A 16,852-nucleotide genomic window follows, 5' to 3' on the forward strand; every position below is an offset into this window, starting at 1 on the left:
TCCAAGAAGCGTTGCAGGCTGCTGAGCAGGCGTAGCAAGTCATCAGGCATAGGTAAGCGGTTCAGCCAACCGGATTCGTAAACTCACGCCCAGTGCGGCAGAAAAGTATGAGATGAGAGCGTTACGCGTCAGTTATTACGGGTAGCTCTGACACAATCACGTAATGGTCAAAACCGGTCAGACTGCGGACAAGAGTGAATCCGTCGACCTGACGGACAGACCGAACCGAAGGGGTTACAACGGTCATGCCATTGCTGTTCACGCGAGACAAGTCGCAGTAAACCATGGCGGTGAGCCGGTCACCGATTCGCGCTGCATTAGCCAGATACGCGTCAACCGTGACGCCCCAGTCAACACTTGTTGCCTGGACGACCTGCAATGGAAGTTCGATCAATTCACACGCACTCACGCTACTCACCTTTCCTCAAACAATTTCAATAGATCTTCCTGAGCCGATAGGCAGCTACTGCCGGATGTCTGTACAGACTCAGTAGCGACCTAAACTCACGCTCCGTGTCGTCCCCGAACTCGTGAGAGCATCAGATCGCCCGGTCGACAAGCAAGGCAAACGGTCGTGATCCGTCGCGCTAAATGCCCATCGCGTTCGTCCCCGGCGAGCTCGTCCAGCGGTCAACTGCGCAAACCTTGCACGGAATTCCAAATTTCAAATCTCGATCTCAAAGAATGGGTCAAAACGCGTATTTTCACCGGGATAGCCTTTCGGGTTGGAGATCACCCTGCATCCTGCCAGCTCAACATCGACGCTGTGATGCGTATGGCCAAACACCCACACATCAGCTTTCTCAATCAGCGCCGACCACTCATTGGTGTAGGCAGCGTTCAGGTGCCCCTCATCCTTCAGCCCAGCCACGAATGACGCTGGAGCATGGTGGGTGACGACGATCGTTTTGCCTTCAAATTCTTGGTCAAGCTGATCGATCAGCCAAGCCTTTGCAACATGATTGCGCCCCATGAGATCGTGAGGCCTGAGTCGCCTGTAATCGTCTACACGGATGTATCTGAAGTCGTTCATACACTCTTTGGCCATGCTGCAGGCCGCTACCAGGTCACCGCTACTCGTGAAATCTGTCCACGCGGTCGTCCCCAAGATCCGAACGCCGTTAATGATCATCGTCTCGTTTTCTAAGACGTGAACGTGACTGAGCGCAGCGCCCCTCATTTTTTGAAGCGTACGGTCGATGTGGCCATCATAGAATTCGTGATTTCCACAGACATATGCGACTGGGCAAGCGAAAGCCTCATTGGCCCACTTCACGCCGCGACCCTTCTTGTCGATATCACCGCCAAGGATCACCAAGCCCACGCCCGGGTCGAGGGGTGGCGGGTCGAAGCTGTGGAACTCTCTGTGCAAGTCAGAGTAAATCCGAATTCTCAAATACCAACCTCCATAGAACTGGCGGCCACTTCGTGGTAGCGACTACTGCGGTGCGATTTTGCTGTTAATTGCAGATGGTCATCCGCCCCACCTCTGGCGCACCGGAGGAGATGAGCGCCCCAGGGGCGTCAGTCGACGTGGTCTCATAACGCTCAACACAGCGCGGCTCGGAACGTCAATGACGGTCAGGGGTCAACACACTGAACAGTTTTATACATCATAGGCTGTGTAACTGTACACCTCGGCGTGGCTACATCCTCTATTTTTGAGGATATCGCGTTGCTGAAGTCGACGAGGCCTGCGCTGGCAGCAGTCATACGAGCAGTTCGAAGCAGCCTTGGCCTGACTCAGGAAGGTTTGGCTCACGCAACATCCCGCACCTACGTAGCCAAGATAGAGAATGCCCAGAGCACACCGACCTTGGACAAGTTCTCGGAGCTTGCCGATGCGCTCGGGGTTAGCCCGGTTGCACTGCTGTCCCTCGTTATTGCGACCCGGGACAATGTCCCCAGCGCGAGTTTGCTCGCTCAAGCCGCAGCCGAGCTTGAAGCTTTGGAAGGACGGATTAGCGCTGCGGATATCGCGGAGCAGCTTGACGGGATTGGCGTCTTGAAGCGACCGGCTGCACGACCAGTCAACGTTGTGAAACTCAAAAATGTGCTGCAATGCAAAGCATCAGGCTTGAGCCAATCTGAGACGGCACGGCAGCTGGGTATCAGCCGCTCCACGGTGAGTTTTCTGTGGAAGCGCTCACTGCCGGCTGAGGAATGAGTCACCACCCGACAGTACTGAGCTGTTAACCAAATTTTTATCGTGCTCCCACCTGGTCGAAACCAAGCCAAGCGAGGCGTAAAGCAATTGAAGCCACGCTGCGCGCCTTGGTGAAAACGGCGCGCTACGCGGATCCACACAGTTCAGGTAGGCCAGGATAATTGGAGCCTTCACGAAGCAAGCACCCACTAATCCTTAAGCTCTTCGTCCTTGCTCAAGGCACATGAATGCCGAAGTATTGAATAGCGGAGATCAGCCATGGGCGCTCCGTTTCAATGCAAATGATTGGCGGTGAGGTAAGTCAGCTTAACCGCCAGGCGTTGAAAATCCCGCAGACTCTGACGCCCGCCGTCCGAACGAAATGTGGCGATCACGTACCGGCTGTTTTCAGTCCTTAGCACCCAAAATCTCCCCTCCTTTGATACGTCCAGCACATCAGACGTGCGAATGATGTGGCAATCCGCAAAACGACCCAGCGAGTCCTGTCTCACATGTCCGTACACCACTCCAACGGCAGCCCGTGCCTGGATGATCACTCCTGTGAGATAGGCCGTGACAGGCTTTTTGAAGCCTTGGCATTTCGCCTTAAGGATACGTTGAAGATCAAAGTCAGAATGGCGCTTGCCGTGGTACTCGACTACTGCGGTATCAATCATTTCCGCTCCCATGCTTAGGCTCTCAACCATTTCCGGTGCTTCATGCATGTAGATTCCATTTCCTTGGACATTGGTGCGCTCTAACGTGTTGATATGCCCAAAAGGAGGGGAACCGCTCCAATGCAACGGGCTTATAGTGCAAGCCAACAGCCTACCTCAAAACCTCCAATCTAGAGACCGCGCAGTGCGATAGGTACAGGCTGCCAGCCATTTCAGCTCGCGCTGATCAGTTCATGTAAAGCGAATGACGTTCTTCGCCTTGTCATCGACTGCTACGCCAGCCGTCAACGCTTCCCCCCTTTCCTTGTCTCCGGTCTTGGGTTCCCCGCGCTCATGGTGGCCGGCCAAACGCACATCTGTACTCAAAGGCTTTGAGGTACTTCGTGGCTGGTTCCTTCCGGCTGGAGCTCGGGCTCCAGGCTATCAACGGGCAACCCGCTGCGCGACCAGTCAACGTTTCGAAACTCAAGAACGTGCTGCAATGCAAAGTATCTGGTTTGAGTCAATCGAAGACGGCACGACAGCTGAGTATCAACCGCTCCACGGTGAGCTTTCTGCAGAAGCGCTCACTGCCGGCTGAGGAATGAGACACCCCGCGACAGCATGGAACTGTTAACCAAATTTCTATCGTGTAAACCTCGTGGGTTTACGAGTCAAAAAAGTGGTTTACAGGTACTCTGGAGCATCTCGAGAATTTGGAAGCGGGTAACCGCTTAACGCTCCAACTCCCTTGAGATACGCTCGCTTGCAGTGCCAGCACACCGGGAACAGAGGGACGGCGCGCGTCATCGCGACCAAGCCTAGACGCCCCTCTCCCGAACGAGGTATGGCATAACTCAAGGGGAGCGCGCAGAGGTTAGGAGGAAGCCCGTAGGGCCAAGACCGGCCTTTGACGGCCTGGCTTGATTCACAACAGCGGGCCCGGTAGGGCACCGCAAACAGACGCCCTCACTTCCCATTAATATCCCTCGCCTTGCTCAGTGCCAATCACCAGCGATTGCCAGCGATTGCCAGCGCCATCCCAAGGTAATTGGTCTGGATGTGGTTGAACATGCACGAAACGTTAATGACACTACGATCAGAACGATCGCATAGGCGATATATGTATTCTTAGGGCAGCAGAAACTAAAACGCTACCGACAGTGAACTATCGGTAGCGGATAGGCAATTAGAATGTGAAGATGGGTGATCTATCAGCCATGGCGTAGTTAACCCCAAGACAGCTATGCGCTGACCGCACCAGCTCTAACGATCATCTTGACAGACGGAAGGGTTATCTCCTTCCCTTTCAAGATAGCATCCGCACGCTTAACCATTTCGGACTCAATTTCCGAAGCTGATTTGCGGCGAGACTCAAGGGCATTCAAATGGGCCTTAGCAAGTTTAAGTGCATTCATTGCAATCCTCCTGAGTTCAATACTATTCCAACTCTGATGCTAATTTTAGCATTTTTGACAGCTGATAGCAAATCGGTAGCATTAGCGAAACGAATTGTTGGCCCCGCTCCTGGCCTTTGAATATATTATCTTTATTACGATATATATTAAGCATCGCAATCACTTCGCCTTCAAACTCAATCGGTATGGAAAGAATCGACTGAGCTTCGCGCCGATTCTCATAGTAATTCCGGATACCTCTCGCATACTCATTGTGGTAGCGCGGCTCCGCGGTTGCCAAGCCATCCAGCCAGTGCTTCATCTCTTTGGTGGTATTGCCCACGTAGGAAGCAGATCGATTCACCACCCCCTCCGGCGCACCGGGAAGGTTGGGCTGAGCATTTACAGCCTGAGTTGAAAATGGCAGGCACAGAGGCTTCACCATGTCATCCGGCTCACTGGCGGCTACAAGCGAGCTCGCCGTGAAGGCCGAGTTTTCGATTATTAATAAGCCAGTCGAGTAGTCTATTCTCGACGCCAAGTTATCCCGATACAGGAAGAATGGACTCTCATTGATCAAGGTTTCAAAGGGATTGCCAGGCTCCTTGAGGCCGGCCATGCTATCGGGATGAATGACAATCATGATATTGGCGCGATAAACCATCGTATCCTTTTCAGACGCCACGCCATCCCACAACTTCGCAAGACCAAGCACTACCTTGAGCACACTGCGAACAGAATGTTCTAGTGCCTCTTTCGAGAGTTTTCCTTCCCGATATAAAATCTTTGTATTTCGACGAACGTCACCCACTTCCTTGATGGCCGTCCCATATACATCGAGAAAGCTCTGCGGGGGCAAGGTGGAAATTCTATCTTCAAACTCTTTTGCACGACTTGTGACAACTGCACCCAAGGCCCTCTCACGGAGGAAGACAACAATCATAGCCGCAACTATAAGTAGCCCGGTGAGCTTTAGCTGCCAGTTTTTCGGAAGAGGAATATCGCCCCAGATAGCGGTTATTACCGTTCCACCTTGTTTGACGATGTCAGTGCTATAAATCGATACGCAGGACGCAGCAAATACGCCGACGATTGCAACAACCGTAGCGCCCAACGCGCCTGCAAAATAGCCATCTTTACGCTTGGTGGTTGTTGCCCCGGCTGTCGCAACAGGACTTATATGGGCAGTCCCACCGTGTCTGCGCTGAGCACGAAACCGCGTCAGCGAGAGAGCCGCACGTTTTTGTGATACGAAATGCCGTAATTTGGATGGCGGGCCAGCCTCGCTCTCTCCATCCTTGGGTGCATGACTCATGCAGTGAAATCCTGTCGATAGCTTCTAACGGCGCCTTGGTGACATTCGACCCGCGCGCTCAATACCTGCATTTTGCCATCATCGGCGTACCCTGGGGTAGAGATGGCGTCCGGTATCGACTACTCCTCTTCTCCAAGTCCCGCATCCGCGTTCTCAGTGCCCTCAGCCTCTCCCCCACCCTCTGCACCGAGCTCATCGTGCTCGTGCGCCGGTTTCGCAATGATTTCCAGGGCTACAGGAATGTCCAGTTGCTCTATTCGATCCACCGCGGCTTGCAGGCTGACCTTGCTGAAAAAGGGAAGATCCAGGTCGCCGTTTCTGTAGGGTTTTCGCATCACGCCATAAACGACAGTGTAATCAGCCCGTGCCACGCGGCCATTGATGGCAGGCAGCAGAGCCAGGGCCGCGCTTCTACGAGTGCTCACGACTTTACGCAGCTTCTTGCGGAAATCCGCATCACTCACCAGCGATTCCGCACTGACAACGCCTTGCGACCATAGATGGCTGATGGGGCCTGACGAATGCCCGTCCTTCAAATGAATGAACTGCCTCGCATTCGATAGGAAGTCACAGGGCTCAATGTTGGCATAGCGAACCCCTAGCGGGTTGATCTTCACCTGATCCAGGCACAGCAGGTCAGCCCGGCTATCCTCTAGGTGAGCGATGAGCTCTCGCTCATTTCGGCAGTGCGTCGGCCCGATAATGGTCACCCTCGGGATAGCCTGGTAACGAGCCTCCACCTGCCGTTTGAAATTGCGCTCGACGCAGTACCATTGCCCCGAGAACAAGACGTAGCTGTTGCTGACTCCGTCAGTGCGGATGCTCGTCTCAAACGTGAAGCAATGGTAGACGCGCCACTGGACTTTGAAGACCTCAGAATCTGGAGCCTTGGCCTTGATGTAATGGCGGTCTCGGATGTCATCGATGGTGCCGTGGAAGCCGCAGCGATCAAGCTCAGCCACGTAGTCCTCGATCGAAAGACTGTGAAAATCAGTCCCGCTGCTGCCGAAACCGTTGTAGTGCAACAGGCACCCCTCCTGATAATCCACGATCTCAGGTGGTGCCATGTGAAGCTCGCTCTCGCCGCCACCACGCAATGCCGTTATCGCGGCGAAAAGCTTTCGATCAAGGGCGCTCAGGGTGGCCCTATCCCGGACGACCTGCATGTTGTCGATCCAGGGGAAGCGCTGCTTATAGGTGTTGCTGCGATAGACCTGCATGATCTGCTCGCATTTACTGAGCAAATCTTCAGACGCGAGCTTGCAGGTAATAGAGAGGCTGTCACGCCCGGCAACGAATTTTGCAAAGCTCGCTTCGCTAGGAGTACCACCAGCGACGCGGGCAAGATCCCTCAGCACGTCGACCCCGAAGTCTTGGACGTCGCTGTCTTTGCTGGCCTGTACACGCTTCTGGAACGTCACGGCGTCAGGGGTTGCCAGATCAAGCGTGCGCAACCCATCGCGCGGTACCGAATTCAGCGTGACCTTGAGGCCGAACTGGCGTTCAAACGCCTCGTCTTCCAGTGCTATGTGGATGTGCCCAAAGCAGACCGCAAAGATCCGGTCATCCACTGGCAGGAACAACACGCCACCAGCGCCGCTGGCAATGAGGTTATCTGGCTGCGTGCCTGCTTGCTCTTCTACGAAGGAAATCCAGCCTGGCCTACTGGTGAAGATCTGGCCCACCAATAACTCCGCGCCTTCGATACCTGGCCAAGCGCTTCGCGTAAGTCGATTGCGACGCCCTCCTGATACGTACTCCTCCTTGAGAGCCTCGTCGGCTGCGCACTCACTACGCAGTAGCCGTATGGAAAGCGTCCTTACTTTTTCCAGCTTGGGCAAGGCAGCACTCCCTTGGTGATATGGGCTCGGGTTGGTTTTGGTTGGCGGCCTGAGCCAGGGCTTTCAGCTTGGCCCAGATTTACGCACGATCTAGCCACGGGCACGGGCGAAGCCGGCAAAGGGCCAGTATGAATATGGGTCAGAAACCGCATTTTTTCCAGGACGAACAAATGGGCCGAGAAGATATCTGCGAGACGGGGCTACGGGTAGCAGTGCGGGGGTAGCCCTGGGGTAGCGATCAGGATGGTGCGCTGACTGACGGTTTATTGACGCCTCATTGAGCTGTCAATTGTCGATTAATTTGGGAGATCGATGGTGCAGATACCAAAGCAACAATGGACTGCGTAATGCCTTTAGGGCGGGGAAGCGTAAGGAGCTTCCGGCTTGGTCAGGGAGGAAAGTCGGTGGCGTTCTTGAGGGGCTTGAACCTGTGCCGGGTTGGAAGTCACGCAAGCTTGCGGGAACAATTCGGCTGTCAGAGCATGGACAACCCCTCAAAGCAGCTAGATTTCCTACTCGAAAGAGTAGGTCTGAAATAGTAGGCCTACTATTTCTACAGACCTACTGGGTCAAGGGCTGCGCTGGAAATAGTAGTTCCGTTGGGGTGCCTGAGAGAAGTCGGCATTCTCGCTACGGTCACCCAGCGACGCCGCCCAGGCGACCTTCTGGGTGATCTCGGGGCGATAGACCCGCCACAGGTGGTCCAGCTCTTTCTTCAGCGCCGCATGGCCTTCGCTGGTGATGATGTTGGTGCTCAACAAACGCTCCTCAGCGGCGGGTGATCAGGCCCTGGCGCGCGATACGGGTGAGGTGGCCGATGACCTCGGCAGCGTCCTGCGGGCCGGGCGACTGAATGACCGCAAGGTCGAAACGGTCCTGCCCATACTGCGCAAGATTGCAGGCGTCATCGGCGAACTGGATCAGGAATGCGCGTGCCTGGCCCTTGCGCCGGGACAGGCCTTCGAGGTGACGCAAAAGAGTGGGCTGATGCTGGCCGCCGAGCAGGATGCGCGGCGTGCGGGATGCCTGGTGTGCAGGCAGAGGGCTCAAACAGACACTGGTACGTGGGCAACTCATGGTGCTTCTCTCCGCCTCGCGAATCCCGCTGGGCAGCGGTGGGAGGCGTCACCGAACCAGCGCTTTAGCGGTATTTCGGACGAGCCGCACAAGGGGCTCTCCTGCGCCCCGCAAGTAGCTGTTTAAATCGGCGCAGGCGGTATGCTAGAGCGATGAGCTTCAAGTTGCAAGCGACAAGCCGCAAGCAGAAGCAGGCCGAGGAAAGGCCCGCCCCTGCTTGCGGCTTGTCGCTCACAGCTTGCAACGGGTCAGCGGGCGATCAGGCGGTCCAGCGAGAAGCGCCCGGCGCCCTCGATCATCACGGCAACGGTACCGGCCAACAGCGCCAGGGCAAACTCGTAGCCGTTGTTGGACATGAACAAGCCATTGCCAATGTGCACCGAGAAAATCGCCACTATCAGGGTCACGCTCAGTGCCAGCGCCGCCGGGCGCGCCAGCAGCCCCAGCACCAGGGCCAACCCGCCGAAGAACTCGGCGCTACCGGACAACAGGGCCATCAGATAACCCGGCGCCAGGCCGATGCTTTCCATCCACTGGCCGGTGCCTTCCAGGCCATAGCCGCCAAACATGCCGAACAGCTTTTGCGCACCATGCGCCATGAAGATGATGCCGACCAGTATGCGGATAATGCTCAGGCCAGCGCCGGCACGGGTGGAAAACAGGGCATTGAGCGTGGTGTTGTTCATAGCGAAGCGTCCTTGGGGGGTGCAGTTGTGTTGAGATGGACGCCATCTTAATCAGTTTCGCAGATATTGAAATCGCAAAAAACCCAGCTCACCTATCTATTGATTCGATACTTTATCGCTTGGCTACCCGCTCTAGCGCTGCACGTTCGCGGTTGAATGCCAGGTAGTACTTGTTGACACTGTTGACGAAGTTCACCGGCCCCATGCCCACCTGCTCCATGGCAATACGCTCGGTCTGGAAGAACCATTGGTTGCCATTGAGCCCGCGTCGGCGAGCTTCGGCGCGCATGGCTTGAACACGTTCGGGGCCAAGGTTGTAGGCAGCAAGCACGAACGCCATGCGCTCGCGCTCGTTGATTTTGGGGCTGGCGAAAAACGTGCGGCGGATCAGCGCCAGGTAGCGCGCGCTGGCCAGCACGTTGCCGTCTACCGTGGCCGTGTTGCTCACCCCCACACGCTGGGCTGCTGCCGGGGTGATCTGCATCAGCCCATGGGCGCCACCGCTGCCGCGTGCGGTCGGGTTCAGTGTCGACTCCTTGAACGCCAGCGCCGCCAGGTTCAGCCAGTCGATCTGTTGCGCCTGCCCATGCTTCTGCAACACCGCCCGCAGCGCTGCCAGACGCCGGCGGTCCTTGCTGGCCAACGGGTTGTGCACCCGATACTGGCGGCGGTAAATCCGCTCGAACGCGGCATCCTGGTTGTCTGGCGCCCGGTAACCCTTGAGGAAGCGATCGACTGCAGCGAGCAACTGCGGCGCATCACGCCCGACATACCAGCGCATGGCCTGCGGCGGCCCCAGCCGCACACCGCTGTGCAGGCGCAGGCGCGGCATCACCCGCGCCCAACGCCGGGCAATAGGCTGCTCCACCACGGTCAGGTGGTAGATGCCGGCCTGGACCATCTCCAGCACATCTTCCACGGCCAATGTCGAGTCGACCCACTCCACCTTGATCGGCGGTCGCTTGCGCAGGGCCAATTGCTGGTTGGCCTGCTGGATGAATGGGCCCGCCGCGCTGGCACTGGTCAATGCCACGGTTCGCCCCGACAGCTGCTCGAGCTTGCTGAAGCTGCGCTCGCCTTTGCGCCCGACCAGTGTCAGCGGCACCTGATCGAGTAGCGGTGCGCTGCTGCTGACACCGCGCACAGTGCCGGGGTCCAGCAGCTCGCCCGGTGCAGCAAGGTCGCCCTCGCCACGCGCCAGGGCGCCGAGCAATTGCTCCTTGGCCCGCGGTATGAGCTGCAGCTCGATCTGTTGATCGTCGTCGCGGCGCGCGTTGAGGAAGTGTTCCAGGGCCCGCAGGCGGTAATACTCGATGCCGACCGGTTCGCCCTTGACCTCGCCCGAGCTATTGCGGCTTTGGTTGACCAGCACCCGCAGCACCTTGCTGCTGCGGATCTGCTGCAAGTCGCGAACCTTGGCAGGCGCAGGGTTATGTTGCGGCCCTTGGGTTTGCGCAAGGGCCGCCCCGGACAAGACCAGCCCGAGCGCCAACAGGAAAGTGAGCCAGAATCGCATGCGCAAAAAGATCCCTTCGGGGGCGGCACCCAGGGTCGCACGCCAAGTGATAAATGACGGCAAAAGACCCCGGCCACAGCATGAAGTTCTTGGTTTTGTTCAGAAAAACCCGGTTTTTGCTATGCTGGCCGCTCCGCGGCACGAGAGACCACCATGCAACTGATCGATATCGGCGTCAACCTGACCAACAGCAGCTTCCACGACCAGCAGGCGGCCGTCGTCGAGCGCGCCATCGAAGCCGGGGTGACCCAGATGGTGCTGACCGGCACCAGCCTGGCAGTCAGCGAACAGGCACTGGAGCTGTGCCAGCAACTGGACGCCAGTGGCGCGCATCTGTTTGCCACTGCCGGCGTGCACCCCCACGATGCCAAGACATGGGAGGCCGGTAGCGAAGGCCGACTGCGCCAACTGCTAAGCGAGGCACGGGTACGTGCTGTGGGCGAATGCGGCCTGGACTTCAACCGTGATTTCTCCCCTCGCCCCGTGCAAGAAAAAGCCCTGGAAGCCCAGTTGGCGCTGGCCGTTGAGCTACGCCTGCCGGTGTTCCTGCATGAGCGCGATGCCAGCGAGCGCTTGCTGGCCATTCTCAAGGATTACCGCGACCACCTGAGCGCGGCGGTCGTGCATTGTTTCACTGGGGAGCGTGAGGCGCTGTTCGCCTACCTCGACATGGACCTGCACATCGGTATCACCGGCTGGATCTGCGACGAGCGCCGGGGGACGCACCTGCACGCGCTGGTGGGCAACATTGCCGAAGGCCGGCTGATGCTGGAAAGCGATGCCCCCTATCTGCTGCCCCGCACCCTGCGCCCCAAACCCAAGAACGGCCGTAATGAGCCGGCCTTCTTGCCGCAAGTACTGCATGAAGTGGCCTTGCACCGGGGTGAATCGGTCGAACACACGGCAGCGCACACCACGGCCACGGCACGGGCGTTCTTCCAGATCTGAGCTGACGGGGCCGGTTGAGGCAGGAAAACACCCCGCAGTTTTTTCTTGATACACATCAAGAAAGGCCCTGGCACGAGCCGGCACAATGATGGCACCTTGCCAATATTGTTTCCGCTCAACTCAGAGAAGACCTGCCCATGGGTGCCTGGCTTAGCAATGTTTCCTTGAAGTACAAATTCTGGGCCGTCAACGCGGTGGCCTTTGTCACGACCTTGCTGCTGGTGGTGTATGCCGTGCACCTGGAGCAACGCGCCCGCGCCGAGGTGGCCCAGGTACAGGCGTTGCAGCAAGCCGAGCTGCTGGCTGCCTGGCCAAGCCAGCAGCCAATACCGCGCCAGGCCAATGTGATCAGCTGGTCAGCCGGGCAAACGCCCACCTTTGCCGGTGAACCGCTCGAGCCCCTGCGCGACGGCCAGGGCTGGGTGGACCTGCCAAGTGCCTGGGTGCTGGGCGACAACCCGGTGCGCGGCGCACAGGTCGTGCACAGCGGCAATCAGTACATGGCGGTAGTGGCTCCGTCGCCCAGCCTGTGCCAGGTGTTCTTCGAACGCTTCAGCAATTACGCGGTGTGTGTCCTGATTCTGATGCTGGCCATGCTCGCTGCCTCGCAACTGCTCATCCGTTTTCTGCTCAGCCAGCTCAATACCCTCAAGGATGTGATGCTGCACGTGGAAAAAACCGGCGACCTGGCAGCCCGTGTGCCACTGGCCTGTGGTGACGAGGTCGGCCAGATGGCCGGTGCCTTCAATGCCATGCAGGCCACTTACCACCGCGTCGTCAGCACCGTCGCCCACACTGCCGCACAGCTGGACTCGGGCGCTGCGCGCCTGGCCGCCAGCATGAATGATGTGCGCCGCGGCATGCTTGGCCAGCAAAGCGAGACCGACCAGGCGGCCACCGCCATCAACGAAATGTCGGCAACCGTGCACCACATCGCCCAGCATGCCGGCGCTACCCGTGACCTGTCCCAAACCGCCGACACCCTGGCCGGCAGCGGCAAAGAGGTGGTAAGCCGGGTCCAGGATTCGATTGCCGGGCTGTCCAGCGGTGTTCAGCAAACCGCCGAGATGATTCGCCAGTTGGCCGATGACAGCCAGAACATCAACGGGGTCGTCAATGTGATTCACAGCATCGCCGAACAAACCAACCTGCTTGCGCTAAACGCCGCCATCGAAGCCGCACGCGCCGGCGACCTGGGGCGCGGGTTTGCCGTGGTCGCCGATGAGGTGCGCAACCTGGCCAAGCGCGTGCAAACCTCCACTGACGAAATCACCACAATGGTCTCGGCTTTGCAGTCGGGTACCCGTGATGCGGTGGAGTTCATGCAGGAAAGTTCGTACAAGGCTGATGATTGCGTGCGCCAGGCTCAGGAAGCCGGTGCAGCCCTGGCCGAGATCACCGGTGCCGTGGCGCAGATGCGCGAGAGCAACACGCAGATTGCCGTGGCAGCCGAGCAACAAAGCCAGGTGGCCGAGGAAATGAACCGCGCGGTGGTGAGCATTCGTGACGTCACCGAACAGACCGTGCAACAGACGGTGGGCTCGGCCACCACCAGTAGCGAGCTGGCGACCTTGGCTGGGGCGCTCAACAAGGCCATCGGCCAGCTCAAGCTATAGCCACCATAGCCAGCCTCGATTGGCCCCCCTGCGCGGGCAGCACTAAGCTTTGGGCATTGGATGAGGAAATGCCCATGAGTAAACGTCTGCCCAACCTGCCCGCCTGGCAATGGCGCGGCTACCACCATAACCACCGTCACCCGACAAACCTGGTGCTGCACCTGATTGCCGTCCCGTTGTTCATTCTGGGCGCGCTGCTGGTACTGTCGGGCCTGTTCGGGCTCGACCTGAGCCAGATCGCGGTGGGTATCATTGCCTTGATTGCCGGCTTGGGCCTGCAGCGCCAGGGGCACCGCCTGGAAGCTCAGCAACCTGAGCCGTTCGCTAACCGCCAGGATGCCGTGCAGCGCCTGCTGACGGAGCAGTTCATCACGTTCCCGCGTTTTGTTTTCAGTGGCGCCTGGCTGAAGGCATGGCGGGAGCGCCACAAGCACCGGCGCTGAGCCGATGGCCCTGTGCCGGCCTGTCAGGCGAACACGGTGACAGTCTGCCGGCTCAGCGCCAGCAATTCACCTTGAGCGGTCCACAGTGCTGCTGCCGCATGGCCATAGCCATCCCGGGCGTATTCGGTTTCAACGCAATAGCGGCACCAGTCCTGGGTAGACACCGTGACCACAGGCTGAATGAACTCGATCGTCCAGGTCAGCGTGCTGCCAGCTGCGGGTTGCTTCAGGAACGGCATCAAGCTCGGCGGCCACGCATCGACCAAGGCAAGCAGGTGCGCCTCATTGATGCGTTCGTCGGCGACATCGCGCAAGCGCACCCAACCGCCCATCTTCCTCGAGTGATTACCACTGAACGGCAGCCCGCCCACGGCCCAGCGCAAGGCAACATGGCGCATGAATTCCGGCGTGACCCCCTTGATATAGGGCAGCTCCGGTGCCGCCTCTTCGAGCGCCTTCATTTCCGTAGCCGGTAACGCCGGTACCTGCACGACCGAAGGCCGCCCTGCCCCGAAGCTGCCTTGCAACAGCGTCACCACCTGGCCCGCCTGTACCGCGCGGCCAAGCAAGGTGCTGACCGCCTTGCCCTCGCGCAGCACCTCCACCTCGAAGCGGATAGGTACGTCTGCCGCTGCAGGGGCCACGAAGGTGATGGCCAGGGAGCGCGCTGGGCGGCTGTCACACAGCTTGAGGCGCATCGCCTCGTACACAAGGGCCGCCATGAGGCCGCCAAATGCCGCCCGGCCTTGCGCCCAGGTCGGCGGAATGCTGACTGCGTCGGGGTTGGCCCGCACAGCGTCGAGCAGTTGATTGAAATTCATGGACCGGCTCCTGCGTGCGGCGAAAAGGGTGTGCCCATCCTAGCCAGCTAACGCGGGACGAACAGCCCTCATTTCGGTCATTTCCCGGGCTGGCGACGTGCAATGGCCTTGCCCAGCGCAGCCAGGGTCACATCGGCGCTTTGCTCGGCCTCCTGCAACTGCTGCTGCCAAACGGCTTGGCAAGGTGCCAGGTCGGCGTGCTCACGCGCCTGGAGCAACCACTGCAAGCGATCGTGCCAGTCGCCCAGGTCGGCCTGGGCTTTTTTCAGCAGACGCTGCAGTTTCTGGCTGGCATGCTGGAATTGCGGGTAGGCCTCGTCGCCATAGCGCGCACGCTTGATCAACAAACGTAGCCGGTGACGGTCGTGGTTGGGGTCCTGCAAGGCGTGGTGCAGTTTGTGCCACTGCTTGACCAAGCGCTTGTCGACGCGTTTGCCCAATGCCTTGGCCAGGCCTTCGCGGCCCGCTGCGCGCAGGAACAGTGGAAAGGCATCTGCAATCGCCAGCACCCGGGCCAGCTGCTGGCTGCGGGCAACGCTGGCGTATGCACTGCCGCGGCCTTGCATGCGGCGTTGCCCAGCTTCGGTGTAACCGCTAGCGATCAGTTGCGCTGCCAATACTTCCTGGTCACGCAAGGGCGTGGTCAGGGCCCCCAGCGCGCTTGCAGCGGCCTCCAGCTGCTCCACCCCTGGCAGCCCCCTCAGGGGCCGCAGCAGGCTGCGCAGCCGCCGTACGGCAATACGCAGGTCATGCAGGGCCTCGCTGTCGGTATCGGCAGCCAGGCGTTCGCGACACGCCAGCAGGCGAACCTGCAAGGCCAGTATCTGGGCAACGACAGCGTCGAGCATGGCAGACATGGGACGCTCCTCGATCAACGCCCGGCGCGGGACTCACGAATGTAGAAGCGCGCCTTCTCGGCTTTGCGCGTGCAGCTTTCATAACCTTCGAACTGCTGCTGGGTTTTAGCACCGGTGAGCAACGACAAAGCCTTGGAATAACTCACGGCACCGGCAAAGCCTTCGGCCTTGGCCAGGTCAAGCTCCTTCCAGGCGGCATCCAGCTGGGTCGCACAACTTTCTCGGTAGGCCGTCTTGCCTGCGCAGCCGGCAAGGGCCAGAGCAATCAGGGGAAGGCAGATCCAGGCTTTCATCGGTGATACCTCAAGGAAAAAAACGGTGGCATTTCGACGCCCCGGCAGTTCAAAAGTGCCCTGCCCGGCCGGCTTTGCCAAAGCGGTTTTACTACAGTAGCTGCACACAATCTACATTGAAGCAGAGGCAACGATGGGTGCATTGTAGAGGCATGATGGCACTGGCCGGGGAAAGTTGATGAGTAAACGCGTGGCACTGGTACTGGGTTCGGGCGGGGCCCGAGGGTATGCGCACATAGGCGTGATCGAGGAAATCGAGCGCCGGGGTTACGATATCGCCTGCATCGCTGGCTGCTCCATGGGTGCAGTCATCGGTGGCATCTATGCCGCCGGCAAGCTGGACGAGTACCGCAACTGGATCGAGAGCCTTGATTATCTGGATGTGCTGCGCCTGGTGGATGTCAGCTTTCGCCTGGGCGCCATTCGCGGTGACAAGGTATTCGGGCAGATCCGCAAGATCGTCGGCGAGATCAATATCGAGCAACTGCGCATCCCCTACACGGCGGTTGCCGCCGACCTGACCAACCAGCAGGAGATATGGTTTCAGGAGGGCTGCCTGCACCAGGCCATGCGCGCCTCGGCGGCCATCCCCAGCCTGTTTACACCGGTAATGCAGGGCAACCGCATGCTGGTTGATGGCGGTATCCTGAACCCGCTGCCGATCGTGCCGGTGGTGTCCAGCCATTGCGACCTGATCATCGCGGTCAACCTCAACGCCACCAACCAGAAGCAGTACCAGCTGCCCGTGATCGAGCGCCCGGCAGCGTTCAAGATGCGCTTCGATGCCTTGCTCAGTTCATTGGGCGCCCACCTGCCGTTCCGGCGCAAACCGGCCGAAGAATTGATCCGCATCGAACAGGAAATCGTCGCTGAAGGGCTGGCACAGCCCAACCCATGGCAAAGCGAAGCCGCCAGCCCGGGCACACAGCAGCCGGCGGCTGCGCCAGAGCGCGAAGGCGCGCCGAAGTCGGCTACCGGTTCGTTCATCATCGACAACGTGGGCCCAGCCTCGCTGCTGGACTTGATCAACCAGAGTTTCGAGGTCATGCAGACCTCATTGGCACAGTACAAGATCGCCGGCTATCCGCCGGATGTGCTGATCAACGTGCCGAAACGGGTATGCCGGTTCTTCGAATTCTACAAGGCGCCCGAGCTGATTGCCCTGGGGCGCGAGATCGCGCGGGACACGCTGGATAATCATGAAGGGGTGAAGCGCTAGGCCGAAGCAGGCAGCAGAAAC

The 16,852-nt window shown here is 59.0% G+C and carries 16 protein-coding genes and 1 pseudogene; 5 read left to right on the plus strand and 12 right to left on the minus strand.

From position 1 onward, the window contains the following. Nucleotides 1–664: 664 nt before the first annotated feature. Nucleotides 665–1,396 (minus strand): metallophosphoesterase, encoded by a 732-nt coding sequence (locus tag K4A76_RS14735; RefSeq protein WP_274410579.1) that lies wholly within the window; start codon nucleotides 1,394–1,396, stop codon nucleotides 665–667. Nucleotides 1,397–1,675: 279 nt separating this feature from the next. Here K4A76_RS14735 and K4A76_RS14740 point away from each other — a divergent pair, with 279 nt between their 5' ends. Beyond that, nucleotides 1,676–2,167: a helix-turn-helix domain-containing protein gene (locus K4A76_RS14740; RefSeq protein ID WP_274410580.1), complete on the plus strand. Its 492-nt coding sequence runs from the start codon at nucleotides 1,676–1,678 to the stop codon at nucleotides 2,165–2,167. A gap of 272 nt (nucleotides 2,168–2,439) precedes the next feature. Here K4A76_RS14740 and K4A76_RS14745 read toward each other — a convergent pair whose 3' ends face one another. The 8 genes and pseudogenes from K4A76_RS14745 to K4A76_RS14780 form a co-directional block, all read right to left on the minus strand. Next, the gene (locus K4A76_RS14745) at nucleotides 2,440–2,823 is read right to left on the minus strand and encodes a hypothetical protein (RefSeq protein ID WP_274412301.1); all 384 of its coding nucleotides are present in this window, start codon (nucleotides 2,821–2,823) and stop codon (nucleotides 2,440–2,442) included. Between the two features lie 1,223 nt (nucleotides 2,824–4,046). Continuing rightward, entirely contained in the window at nucleotides 4,047–4,220 is a 174-nt protein-coding gene (locus K4A76_RS14750) for a hypothetical protein (RefSeq protein WP_162882948.1), read from the minus strand. A gap of 22 nt (nucleotides 4,221–4,242) precedes the next feature. Beyond that, nucleotides 4,243–5,514, minus strand: coding sequence for a GAF domain-containing protein (locus K4A76_RS14755; RefSeq protein ID WP_274410581.1), 1,272 nt, complete (start codon nucleotides 5,512–5,514; stop codon nucleotides 4,243–4,245). Between the two features lie 119 nt (nucleotides 5,515–5,633). Then, nucleotides 5,634–7,355: a DUF6119 family protein gene (locus tag K4A76_RS14760; RefSeq protein ID WP_274410582.1), complete on the minus strand. Its 1,722-nt coding sequence runs from the start codon at nucleotides 7,353–7,355 to the stop codon at nucleotides 5,634–5,636. A gap of 614 nt (nucleotides 7,356–7,969) precedes the next feature. Then, nucleotides 7,970–8,113: pseudogene (gene greB / locus K4A76_RS14765) on the minus strand (transcription elongation factor GreB); the annotation flags it as partial. Nucleotides 8,114–8,123: 10 nt separating this feature from the next. Then, complete coding sequence (locus tag K4A76_RS14770; protein WP_009683839.1) at nucleotides 8,124–8,432, minus strand: hypothetical protein; 309 nt, start codon at nucleotides 8,430–8,432, stop codon at nucleotides 8,124–8,126. Between the two features lie 248 nt (nucleotides 8,433–8,680). Further along, nucleotides 8,681–9,118 (minus strand): DoxX family protein, encoded by a 438-nt coding sequence (locus tag K4A76_RS14775; RefSeq protein WP_173890057.1) that lies wholly within the window; start codon nucleotides 9,116–9,118, stop codon nucleotides 8,681–8,683. 112 nt (nucleotides 9,119–9,230) lie between these two features. Further along, nucleotides 9,231–10,634, minus strand: coding sequence for a transglycosylase SLT domain-containing protein (locus K4A76_RS14780; RefSeq protein WP_274410583.1), 1,404 nt, complete (start codon nucleotides 10,632–10,634; stop codon nucleotides 9,231–9,233). Between the two features lie 153 nt (nucleotides 10,635–10,787). Between K4A76_RS14780 and K4A76_RS14785 the strand changes: the two genes are divergently transcribed. The 3 genes from K4A76_RS14785 (at nucleotide 10,788) to K4A76_RS14795 (ending at nucleotide 13,641) form a co-directional block, all read left to right on the plus strand. Next, the gene (locus tag K4A76_RS14785) at nucleotides 10,788–11,582 is read left to right on the plus strand and encodes a TatD family hydrolase (RefSeq protein ID WP_274410584.1); all 795 of its coding nucleotides are present in this window, start codon (nucleotides 10,788–10,790) and stop codon (nucleotides 11,580–11,582) included. Nucleotides 11,583–11,719: 137 nt separating this feature from the next. Next, complete coding sequence (locus K4A76_RS14790) at nucleotides 11,720–13,198, plus strand: methyl-accepting chemotaxis protein (protein WP_274410585.1); 1,479 nt, start codon at nucleotides 11,720–11,722, stop codon at nucleotides 13,196–13,198. A 74-nt stretch (nucleotides 13,199–13,272) separates the two neighbouring features. Next, a complete protein-coding gene (locus tag K4A76_RS14795) occupies nucleotides 13,273–13,641 on the plus strand; it encodes an Mpo1-like protein (RefSeq protein ID WP_009683834.1) in 369 nt (122 codons plus the stop codon). A 23-nt stretch (nucleotides 13,642–13,664) separates the two neighbouring features. Here the strand turns inward: K4A76_RS14795 and K4A76_RS14800 are convergent, their stop codons facing one another. The 3 genes from K4A76_RS14800 to K4A76_RS14810 all read right to left on the minus strand — a co-directional run bounded on the left by K4A76_RS14800 (nucleotide 13,665) and on the right by K4A76_RS14810 (nucleotide 15,612). Further along, entirely contained in the window at nucleotides 13,665–14,462 is a 798-nt protein-coding gene (locus K4A76_RS14800) for an acyl-CoA thioesterase (protein WP_274410586.1), read from the minus strand. Nucleotides 14,463–14,539: 77 nt separating this feature from the next. Continuing rightward, nucleotides 14,540–15,319, minus strand: a complete 780-nt coding sequence (locus K4A76_RS14805; RefSeq protein ID WP_054912001.1) for a CHAD domain-containing protein — start codon at nucleotides 15,317–15,319, stop codon at nucleotides 14,540–14,542. 14 nt (nucleotides 15,320–15,333) lie between these two features. Then, on the minus strand, nucleotides 15,334–15,612 hold the full coding sequence (locus tag K4A76_RS14810; RefSeq protein WP_003259403.1) for a hypothetical protein: 279 nt from the start codon (nucleotides 15,610–15,612) through the stop codon (nucleotides 15,334–15,336). Nucleotides 15,613–15,790: 178 nt separating this feature from the next. Between K4A76_RS14810 and K4A76_RS14815 the strand changes: the two genes are divergently transcribed. After that, nucleotides 15,791–16,831 carry a patatin-like phospholipase family protein gene (locus tag K4A76_RS14815; RefSeq protein ID WP_054905356.1) on the plus strand — a complete coding sequence of 347 codons (1,041 nt, stop codon included), beginning with the start codon at nucleotides 15,791–15,793 and terminating at the stop codon, nucleotides 16,829–16,831. Nucleotides 16,832–16,852 lie beyond the last annotated feature (21 nt).

The sequence above is a fragment of the Pseudomonas sp. NEEL19 genome (assembly GCF_028751975.1).
GTDB lineage: Bacteria > Pseudomonadota > Gammaproteobacteria > Pseudomonadales > Pseudomonadaceae > Aquipseudomonas > Aquipseudomonas juntendi.